Origin of the sequence: Streptomyces albipurpureus (genome assembly GCF_023701525.1) — a bacterium.
GTDB lineage: Bacteria > Actinomycetota > Actinomycetes > Streptomycetales > Streptomycetaceae > Streptomyces > Streptomyces albipurpureus.
Genome location: NZ_JAMQAW010000010.1, coordinates 130,637 through 140,262 on the forward strand (window position 1 = coordinate 130,637; position 9,626 = coordinate 140,262).

Genomic DNA, 9,626 nt, shown 5'->3' on the forward strand with positions numbered 1-9,626 from the left:
AAGTTACTAACATAGATGTTAGTGAGCAATCATGTCAGCTGCCGTTCACCCTCACGGAGCCATGAGTCTGCGTGCCGAACGGCACCGGACCGGTCGCGCACAGCAGGGCCCAGCCGGACATCCCAGACGAACGCGAGTGCACCGGCCACGCCGATGCGGTCGTCAGAGTTCACGCTTTCGCTGTCCAGGCGGACACCGAGGAGGTGGTCGGCGATCTCCCCCTGGAGCACGGACTCCAGCAGCCGCCTGGTCAGCCCCCGAAGCGGTCTGCCCTCGCCAGACAACACCGGGGTCCAGTTCACCGCACGCGACAACAGCGGTACGGTCCACCAGCGCTTCGAGCGCGAGCGCCGGCGCTCGGACGGCGGACGATGACCGAGCAGGACCACGTCACCGTCAACGATCCGCATGGCCCGGTGAACAACGGCTTGGGGCCCCAGTACGTCTTCTACGGCGTCGGTGCGGACTGGATGATCCGCAAAGGGGCCGAGTCCCTCCGGATCATCCGCGAGGACCGGATGCGCCTGGCCGACCGGTTCGTTTCGCCGGCGGGCTACCGCATCGCCGCCTGGGACGGACACGGCCGGGGAGGAGCGATGTTCGACCGCGAGGAGGAAGTAGGGGTTTCGGATCGGCTCCTCCTGTTGCTGGCGGCGGTGGGCCTGAAGCCGGACATGGACGAGTACACGGTGTTCGTGCACCGTGTGGTGCGGAGCCTGGAAGCAGCGGGGCTGGACGAGGCCGCGGAGGAGATCAGGCGGACCCTTCTCCCGGAGCCCGACGAGGACGGCGGCGAGGGGCCGGAGGACGGGCCTTCGGGCGAGGGGGGCGCCACAGGGCCCTGGCCGCCGCGCTTCCCAGACCCGGAGAGCTCGCCATTCACCGACGCGGGCACGTTCACGCCGGGGGCGGCAAAGATCGATACGGGCGAAAGGAACCAAGGCCGGCAGGAGACGAGCGAGGACGGCATGACACCTCCGTCCGGCAGCCCGCACCGGCCCGCCGCACCGCGCGCACGGGAGGAGCCCGCCGCACCGCGCGCACGGGAGGAGGATGACGAGGACGGAAGCTGATCCGGTCTGCCGCCGGCTCTCCATGGCTCCCCTTCGCCGCACACTGCGACGGGGAGCCCTTCCCTGTCCCCGGGAACTGGGCAGAACCGTCACTCGCGGGGACGCCGGCCCGGACAAAGGCGGGGAGGAGAGGGAGCGGGAGGTGCGAATGTGTTTCCGCGAAGGCCTTCGGAGCCGTGAAGAACGTGTGAGCGCGGACTGCTCGACTGCCCCGACCCCCTACGGAGCTGCGGCCCATGAACCAGCACGGGAGCCACCCTGGCCCTGCACCGTCCCCGCATGGGAAAGCCCAAGGGCCCGACCCCGAAGAGTCGGACCCCTTCTGAACTGCACACCTGCGAGATCGCGTCACATTACGTAAGGCATCGATCACACATTGAACCGGAACTCCACCACGTCCCCGTCCTGCATCACATAGTCCTTGCCCTCCATGCGCGCCTTCCCCTTGGCGCGGGCCTCGGCGACCGACCCCGTGTCGACCAGGTCGCCGAAGGAGATGACCTCCGCCTTGATGAAGCCCTTCTGGAAGTCGGTGTGGATCACACCGGCGGCCTCAGGAGCCGTCGCGCCCTTCCTGATGGTCCAGGCGCGGGTTTCCTTGGGGCCTGCCGTGAGGTAGGTCTGGAGGCCGAGGATGTCGAAGCCGACTCGGCTCAGAGTGGCCAGGCCCGGCTCCTCCTGGCCCATGGACTGAAGGAGCTCAAGCGACTCCTCGTCGTCCAACTCGATCAGCTCGGACTCGATCTTGGCGTTGAGGAAGATCGCCTCCGCGGGGGCGACGAGTGCGCGCTGCTCGTTCTTGAAGTCCTCGTCGACCAGTTCGTCCTCGTCCACGTTGAAGACGTAGAGGAACGGCTTGGTGGTCAGCAGATGCAGCTCGTGCAGCAGCGCGCCCTGCTCGGTGCCCTTGGTGACGCCGGCCGAGAACAGGGTCTGCCCCGACTCCAGGATCTTCTGGGCGGCCTCAACCGCTGCCAGCACCGCCACCTTCTCCTTCTGGAGGCGGGATTCCTTCGTCAGTCGTGGAACGGCCTTCTCCACCGACTGGAGGTCCGCGAGGATCAGCTCGGTGTTGATTGTCTCGATGTCGTCCTTCGGCGAGACCTTGCCGTCGACATGCACCACGTTGTCATCCTTGAAGGCGCGGATGACCTGGCAGATCGCATCGGACTCGCGGATGTTCGCCAGGAACTTGTTTCCCAGCCCCTCTCCTTCGCTGGCACCGCGCACGATGCCGGCGATATCCACGAAGTCGACGGTGGCCGGAAGGACGCGCTGCGAGCCAAAGATCTTCGCCAGCGTCGCCAGCCGGTCGTCGGGAACTCCGACCACACCCACGTTCGGCTCGATCGTGGCGAACGGGTAGTTGGCCGCCAGCACGTCGTTCTTGGTCAGGGCGTTGAAAAGGGTCGACTTACCGACATTCGGCAGGCCGACGATTCCGATCGTGAGCGACACGTTGGCGACTTCCTGAGTGGGGATGCTGGGTGAAGACCGGCCCGATCCGGGCGATCTCGGTCGGCCCGGACGAGGGCCGACCACTCAGTTTACGGGCGGGCCGAGGCCGGCGGAGACGGGATCCTACGCCGCATGGTGCGACCAGGAGTCGAACTCTTCGCCAAGGTCCCCCAAAGTGCGTGTCCCGTGCCGGCTTCTTCCCCGCTCGCAACCTACTTTGGTGGCGTGGAGCAGCACAGGACGAGTCATCCCCAGCGCCGGCAACGGCCGCAGCCCCCTCTGTCACCGCAGGGACCGCTCTCACCGCAGAGCGCCCTCGTGGACGGCCCCGCCGTGTACGGGCTTCGGCCACCCGCCCCAGCACATCCCGACTCCCCGCTGATCGTCGCCCTGCGCCGTTTTCCCGCGCCCCGGCTGACCGGTCTGGGGGCCGGTCTCTTCGCCAGCATCGCGATGCTGTTGATCGGCTCACTCGACTGGTTGCTCTTCGACGGCTCCGCCGTGGTGTACGGGATCTTCTACCTGCCCGTTTGCGCTCTGACCGCGCTCTGGGTGCGGGAAGCGGACCTGGTGACCGCGCCGATCAGCGTGCCCATCGCCTTCGCTGTCGGCGTCGTACCCATCGCGGGGGGAGAGGGAGGCATCGGCGGTCAGATCATGGCCGTGGTCACCTCGCTCGCCGTCCACGCCGGGTGGCTCTACGGCGGCACCCTGGTGGCCGGGGTGATCACCTGCGTACGGAAGTTCCGGGCGATGGGGCGGCGTAAGCGCCGGGTGCGTACCAGCCCCGCTACCCCTCCCGGGCATCATCAGCCCCGGTGACACCGTGGGTCGGGTCTTCACCGGCGACGGAACGCGCGCTGACGGTTGGCGGGGCATGGGCCTGGTGTGTCGGGGGTCGGCGCACCCGGCACAGGCTGCGCCGACCCCCGCGGTGCTGTGCCTGCTAGTCGGCCTTCGACGCCATGGCCGCGCCGACGATCCCCGCGTTGTTCTGCAACTCCGCCGGAACGATCTCCGCTCGAATCCCCTCGATGAGCGGAAGGAACTTATCCGCCTTACGGCTCACCCCACCGCCGATGATGAACAGTTCGGGCGAGAACAGCATCTCCACATGGGCCAGGTACTTCTCCACCCGGCGTGCCCAGTGATGCCAACCGAGGTCCTCGTCCTCCTTCGCCTTCGTTGAGGCGTGTGTCTCGGCATCCCGGCCGTGGAGCTCCAGATGGCCCAGTTCGGTATTGGGTAGCAGTCGCCCCTCCATGAAAACGGCGCTTCCGATGCCCGTACCGAAGGTCAGCATCATCACGGTGCCGGTGCGGCCCCGCCCGGCGCCGAACGTCATCTCCGCGATGCCCGCCGCATCCGCGTCATTGAGCAGGGTGACCGGGGCGCCCCCCAGCCGTTCGCTCAGCAGCTGTGCCGCGTCCGTGTCGATCCAGCCCTTGTCGACATTGGCCGCTGTACGGGTCACCCCATGGGTGACGACGCCGGGAAAGGTGATGCCCACCGGGCCCGACCAGTCGAAGTGCTTCACCACCTCGGCGACGCCGTCAGCCACCGCGTCGGGCGTCGCAGGGTGCGGTGTCAGCACCTTGTGGCGTTCCTCTGCCAGATCACCGCGCTCAAGATCTACAGGAGCGCCCTTGATTCCCGATCCACCGATGTCCACTCCGAACACGTTCATGGAACCCACGGTAAGGGCAGCTCCGCACTGTCACGCGTCAGAGCCGCCGGATGCCTTGGCAACCAGTTCCGCGGCCTCGGCGCGCAGATCCCGGCGGAGCTCCTTGGGCAGCGAGAAGGTGATCGACTCCTCGGCCGCCTTCACCAGCTCAACGTCCTCGAAACCGCGCTGGGAGAGCCATTCCAGTACGCCCTCGACGAGGATCTCCGGAACGGAGGCACCCGAGGTGACCCCTACCGTGGAGACGCCTTCCAGCCATGCCTCGTCGATCTCGTCAGCGAAGTCGACCAGATAGGCGGCGGAGGAACCCGCGCCCAGGGCCACCTCGACCAGGCGTACCGAGTTCGACGAGTTCTTCGAGCCGACCACGATCACCAGCTCGGCCTCGGCGCCCATCTGCTTGACCGCGATCTGACGGTTGGAGGTGGCGTAGCAGATGTCGTCGCTCGGCGGGGCGATCAGCTGCGGGAACCTCTCCTTCAGCCGGTCCACCGTCTCCATCGTCTCGTCGACCGAGAGAGTGGTCTGGGAGAGCCAGACGACCTTGGACTCATCGCGGACCTCGACCTTGGCGACATCGTCCGGGCCGTCGACCAGCGTGATGTGGTCCGGGGCCTCGCCTGAGGTGCCGATGACCTCCTCATGGCCCTCGTGGCCGATGAGCAGGATGTCGTAGTCCTCCTTGGCGAACCGGACGGCTTCCTTGTGCACCTTGGTGACCAGCGGGCAGGTCGCGTCGATGGTCGCCAGTCGGCGGTCGGCCGCCTCATCGTGGACGACGGGGGCGACGCCATGCGCGGAGAACATCACGATGGAGCCCTCGGGGACCTCCGCCGTCCGATCGACGAAGATCGCGCCCTTCTTCTCCAGGGTCTGCACGACGTACTTGTTGTGGACGATCTCGTGGCGGACGTAGATCGGTGAGCCGTACTGCTCAAGGGCCTTCTCAACGGCGATCACGGCACGATCCACTCCCGCGCAGTAGCCACGGGGAGCGGCGAGGAGGACGCGGCGGGCAGTAGGCGTAGCAGTCATGGACCCATCGTAAGGCCGCTCAGAAGAGGCGGGAGATCACCGACTGGGCAAAGACTGATGTGCGGACAGCGAACGGACGGAGGGCCGGATGGCCACGGCGGGAGTCTCTGGGACGGGCGGAGAGGGGCGGGGCGGCGGTGGCGCCGGCGCGGACAGGGGTCAGGGGGCGGGTCAGGAGGGCGGGGAACTACGGCGCACCTTGGGCTTCCGCGACCTCGTCGTCTACGGATTGCTGTTCATCGCCCCCATGGCTCCCGTCGGCGTGTTCGGCACTCTGGACGCCCGATCGCACGGTGCCGTCGCGTTGGTCTATGTCGTCGCCACGATCGCGATGGCGTTCACGGCGGTGAGCTACGCGCAGATGGTACGAGTCGCTCCGCAGGCCGGTTCCGTCTTCACCTATGCGCGCAAGGGGCTCGGGGATCGGTTCGGGTTCATCGCCGGGTGGATGATGCTGCTCGACTATCTGCTGATTCCGGCGGTCGCGTATCTGTTCGCCGGAATCGCGATGGAGGCCCTGGTCCCGGACGTCGATCGGTGGGTGTGGACGGCGATCGCGGTCGTGGTGACCACGCTGCTCAATCTCTGGGGGGTGCGGGCCGCCGCCCGGGTCGGGTTCGCCGTGCTGGCGATGGAGATCGTGGTGCTGGTGGTGTTCGTGGTCTCGGCGGTGGTGGTGCTGGCGCGGGACGGGGCGCAGCGCGGCTGGTTCTCGCCCTTCACCGGGGACGGCGATTTCTCGATGGCCGCCGTCCTGGGTGCGGTCTCGGTGGCCGTCCTCTCCTATCTGGGGTTCGACGCCATCGTGTCCTTCGCCGAGGAGGTGACGGGCGGGTCGCGCAAGGTGGCGCGGGCGGTGCTGTTCTGTCTGGTGCTCGCGGGGGTGCTGTTCATCGCGCAGACCTATCTGGTGGCGCTGCTACAGCCGGTTTCGTCGGCGGAGTTGGCCGCGGAGCCCGCGAAGCAGGGGGCGGCGTTCTATGAAGCGGTGGATGTCTCGGTCGGCACCTGGCTGCATGACCTGATCGCGGTGAGCAAGGCGATCGGGGCGGCGTTCGCGGCGTTGGCGGGGCAGGCGGCGGCGGGACGGCTGCTGTTCGCGATGGCGCGGGACCGCAGGCTGCCGCGTGGGCTGGCGCGGACGGATTCGGGGGTGCCGCGCGTGGCCCTGCTGCTGGCGGCGGTGGTGACGCTGGTGGCCGCGGTGTGGGCGGCCCGGCGGGACGACGGGCTCGACCATCTGGTGTCGGTGGTGGACATCGGGGCGCTGACGGCGTTCGTCCTGCTGCACGCCAGTGTGGTGGGGTGGTTCGTGGTGCGGCGCGGTGAAGGCGGCACGGGGCGGATCGATTGGGGCCGGCATCTGGTGGTGCCGGTGCTGGGGGCGGCGATCCTGATCGCGGTGATGGCGAGGGCGGCGGGGTCGGCGCAGGTGGTGGGAGCGGTGTGGCTGGGGGTGGCGTTGGTGGTGCTGGTGGTGCGTTGGGCCCGGAGTGAGCGTCCGCGAACGGGCTGACGGGCTGAACGGGCTGGACCGAACTGGACCGAACTGGGCTGGGGACCGAGCTGATGGCCGGATCGAGCCGGGTCGCGGGACCCTCGTACGGGGTTGCCGTGGATGCGCCCCGCGCCTTGGGGTCGGGGGTGATCCCTTAAGGCGTCCCTTCGAGCGTCCCCCGGAGCGTCTCCCCGGGTTCGATGCGCAGAGCGCAGAGCTCGCGGCGGCGAAGCGCACCCTGGAAGACACCGGGCAATGTCGGAGGGGGCCGATACGCTCGTTCGTATGGCTCTCAACACATCCCCCGACGCCCCTCTCCCCGTCGGTGAGGTGTCCCGGCTCATCGGAGGGTGGATCGACCGGCTCGGGGCGATCTGGGTCGAAGGGCAGATCACCCAGCTCTCCCGGCGCCCGGGACAGGGGGTCGTCTTTCTGACCCTGCGGGACCCCTCGCACGATGTCTCCGTCGCCGTCACCTGCTACCGACAGGTCTTTGACGCGGTCGCCGACGTGGTGAGCGAGGGCGCCAGGGTGGTGGTGCACGCCAAACCGGAGTGGTACGCGCCGAGGGGTCAGCTGTCCCTGCGGGCCGTGGAGATAAGGCCCGTCGGCATCGGTGAGTTGCTGGCCCGGCTGGAGCAGCTGAAGCGGACCCTGGGCGCGGAGGGCCTTTTCGCCGCCGAGCGGAAGAAACCCCTGCCGTTCCTGCCGCACCGGGTGGGACTGGTGTGCGGCCGTGCCTCCGCAGCCGAGCGGGATGTTCTGGAGAACGCCAGACGACGTTGGCCCGCGGTCCGGTTCGAGGTGCGCAATGTGGCCGTGCAGGGGGTGCATGCCGTCGCCCAGGTCATCCAGGCTGTTCGGGAGCTGGATCAGGACCCTTCGGTGGATGTGATCATCGTGGCGCGCGGCGGCGGCAGCGTGGAGGATCTACTGCCGTTCTCGGACGAGCGGCTGGTGCGCGTCGTCCATGAGTGCCGTACGCCCGTGGTGTCCGCGATCGGTCATGAGCCCGACTCCCCGCTGCTGGATCTGGTTGCCGATCTGCGGGCATCGACCCCGACCGACGCTGCCAAGAAGGTGGTGCCGGACGTCGGTGAGGAGTTGCAGCGAGTGCGTCAGCTTCGGGATCGGGCGCTGCGGACGGTCCGTGGGGTGTTGGAGCGGGAGGAGCGCGGGTTGGCCCATGCGCTGGCTCGGCCGGTGATGGAGCGTCCCCAGCGGATGGTGGAGGAGCGCGCGGCCGAGGTGGAGGCGCTGGTGGCGCGCGGTCGGCGGGTGCTGGGCCATCTTCTGGACCGTGCGGACTCGGAGCTCGCGCACACCAGGGCGCGGGTGGTGTCGCTCTCCCCCGCCGCGACGCTGGAGCGGGGGTACGCGGTGTTGCAGCGCGGCGACGGTGCGGTGGTGCGTTCCCCCGGTGAGGTGGCCGCGGGCGATGAGCTGCGGGCTCGGGTGTCGGCTGGCGAGTTCGCGGTGCGGGTCGCGGAGTGAGGCGGCCAGAGGGCTTGCCGACGGCTCCCCCATGTGCCGGTACGGGGGTGATTGGGGGCCACTCGGGGAAGGGGCCTGGCTGCCGCGGTCCGCGAGGCGGATTTCGACGTATCCAGGTCATGAGGCCGGTGGGCGCGGTCCCGGATGGGGTGAGCGCCCAACGGGGAGAGCCGCGTCGGCCGGGCGAGCGCGCCGCGGTCCGAGTGGCGGCGGGGTATCAAGGGCGGCTTGGCGCGCGGACCGCGTCGGGGCCACGACGGCACAGAGCAGTACACATGAAGAGCGGTACAGGCATGAAGAGCGGTACAGGTACGGAGCAGTACCGGTGGAGTGCGGTTCTTGAGGTCACGCGGGTCTGAGGCGGGGCCTCGCGTCGAGGGATTCAAGAAATTCAAGGGATATCGAGGGTGGATGAGATGACGGCGAACACGGACGAGGCGACTCTCGGTTATGAGCAGGCGAGGGATGAGCTGATCGATGTGGTGCGTCGGCTGGAGGCCGGCGGTACGACGCTTGAGGAGTCACTGGCGCTGTGGGAGCGGGGTGAGGAACTGGCCAAGGTCTGCCGCCACTGGCTGGAGGGCGCACGCGCGCGCCTGGATGCCGCACTGGCCGGTCCCGACGCCGAGGACGAAGAGGGCGGAAAAGCCTAAAAGCCCTGGTGGGGCGGGTGGCGGCTGGTGAGGTGTGTCACAAATCCCGGATTAGTTGAAATTTAATGTACTCAGCTACGGTTATGCCCGGTCGTACACCCCCACGAGCACCGAGAGGCACTCCGACGCATGAGCATCGTCCTTGACCCCACCGCCCAGGACCTCCTCTTCCGCGAGGCGCGCACTGCCAACACCTTCACCGACGAGCCGGTGAGCGATGAGCAGGTTCAGGCGATCTACGACCTCGTCAAGTTCGGACCGACGGCCTTCAACCAGAACCCCCTGCGCGTCGTGCTCGTCCGCTCGGCAGAGGCCCGCGAGCGACTGGTCTCCCACATGTCGGAGGGCAACCAGAGCAAGACCGGCACCGCGCCACTCGTCGCGATCCTCGCCGCCGACAATGAGTTCCACGAGGAACTCCCGTCGCTGCTGCCGCACTTCCCGCAGGCCAAGGATGTCTTCTTCGCCGAGCGCCCGGTCCGCGAGGAGGCCGCCAGCCTCAACGGGGCCCTCCAGGCCGCGTACTTCATCGTCGGCGTGCGCGCCGCGGGTCTCGCCGCAGGCCCGATGACCGGCTTTGACTCCGCCGGTGTCCAGAAGGAGTTCCTGGACGACGACCACACCCCGCTGATGGTCGTCAACATCGGCAAGCCGGGCGAAGACGCCGCCTTCCCGCGCTCACCCCGGCTCGCCTACCACGACGTGGTGACCAGCGTGTAAGCACGCCC

The 9,626-nt window shown here is 68.4% G+C and carries 10 protein-coding genes and 1 pseudogene; 7 read left to right on the forward strand and 4 right to left on the reverse strand.

The genetic code is table 11. The features are described from left to right. Positions 1-29 precede the first annotated feature (29 nt). A complete protein-coding gene (locus NBG84_RS12615) occupies positions 30-314 on the reverse strand; it encodes a hypothetical protein (protein ID WP_250919782.1) in 285 nt (94 codons plus the stop codon). Here NBG84_RS12615 and NBG84_RS12620 point away from each other — a divergent pair. Then, positions 280-375: pseudogene (locus NBG84_RS12620) on the forward strand (TIR domain-containing protein); the annotation flags it as partial. The gene NBG84_RS12615 and the pseudogene NBG84_RS12620 overlap by 35 nt on opposite strands. Then, positions 372-1,073, forward strand: coding sequence for a hypothetical protein (locus tag NBG84_RS12625; RefSeq protein ID WP_250919473.1), 702 nt, complete (start codon positions 372-374; stop codon positions 1,071-1,073). The pseudogene NBG84_RS12620 and the gene NBG84_RS12625, both read left to right, overlap by 4 nt. Before the next feature lie 369 nt (positions 1,074-1,442). Here the strand turns inward: NBG84_RS12625 and ychF are convergent, their stop codons facing one another. Continuing rightward, on the reverse strand, positions 1,443-2,531 hold the full coding sequence (gene ychF / locus NBG84_RS12630) for a redox-regulated ATPase YchF (RefSeq protein WP_250919474.1): 1,089 nt from the start codon (positions 2,529-2,531) through the stop codon (positions 1,443-1,445). Positions 2,532-2,756: 225 nt separating this feature from the next. Here ychF and NBG84_RS12635 point away from each other — a divergent pair, with 225 nt between their 5' ends. Then, positions 2,757-3,353 carry a DUF6542 domain-containing protein gene (locus NBG84_RS12635; protein WP_425608625.1) on the forward strand — a complete coding sequence of 199 codons (597 nt, stop codon included), beginning with the start codon at positions 2,757-2,759 and terminating at the stop codon, positions 3,351-3,353. Positions 3,354-3,477: 124 nt separating this feature from the next. Here the strand turns inward: NBG84_RS12635 and ppgK are convergent, their stop codons facing one another. Beyond that, a complete protein-coding gene (ppgK, locus tag NBG84_RS12640) occupies positions 3,478-4,218 on the reverse strand; it encodes a polyphosphate--glucose phosphotransferase (RefSeq protein WP_250919475.1) in 741 nt (246 codons plus the stop codon). A gap of 30 nt (positions 4,219-4,248) precedes the next feature. Continuing rightward, the gene (locus tag NBG84_RS12645) at positions 4,249-5,253 is read right to left on the reverse strand and encodes a 4-hydroxy-3-methylbut-2-enyl diphosphate reductase (protein WP_250919476.1); all 1,005 of its coding nucleotides are present in this window, start codon (positions 5,251-5,253) and stop codon (positions 4,249-4,251) included. A gap of 88 nt (positions 5,254-5,341) precedes the next feature. On the opposite strand from NBG84_RS12645, the gene NBG84_RS12650 reads away from it, so the two are divergent. The 4 genes from NBG84_RS12650 (at position 5,342) to NBG84_RS12665 (ending at position 9,618) form a co-directional block, all read left to right on the forward strand. Next, positions 5,342-6,769, forward strand: coding sequence for an APC family permease (locus NBG84_RS12650; protein WP_250919477.1), 1,428 nt, complete (start codon positions 5,342-5,344; stop codon positions 6,767-6,769). Positions 6,770-7,036: 267 nt separating this feature from the next. After that, positions 7,037-8,245, forward strand: coding sequence for an exodeoxyribonuclease VII large subunit (gene xseA, locus NBG84_RS12655; RefSeq protein WP_250919478.1), 1,209 nt, complete (start codon positions 7,037-7,039; stop codon positions 8,243-8,245). A 416-nt stretch (positions 8,246-8,661) separates the two neighbouring features. Then, positions 8,662-8,898, forward strand: coding sequence for an exodeoxyribonuclease VII small subunit (locus tag NBG84_RS12660; RefSeq protein ID WP_250919479.1), 237 nt, complete (start codon positions 8,662-8,664; stop codon positions 8,896-8,898). 129 nt (positions 8,899-9,027) lie between these two features. Beyond that, the gene (locus NBG84_RS12665) at positions 9,028-9,618 is read left to right on the forward strand and encodes a malonic semialdehyde reductase (protein ID WP_250919480.1); all 591 of its coding nucleotides are present in this window, start codon (positions 9,028-9,030) and stop codon (positions 9,616-9,618) included. Positions 9,619-9,626 lie beyond the last annotated feature (8 nt).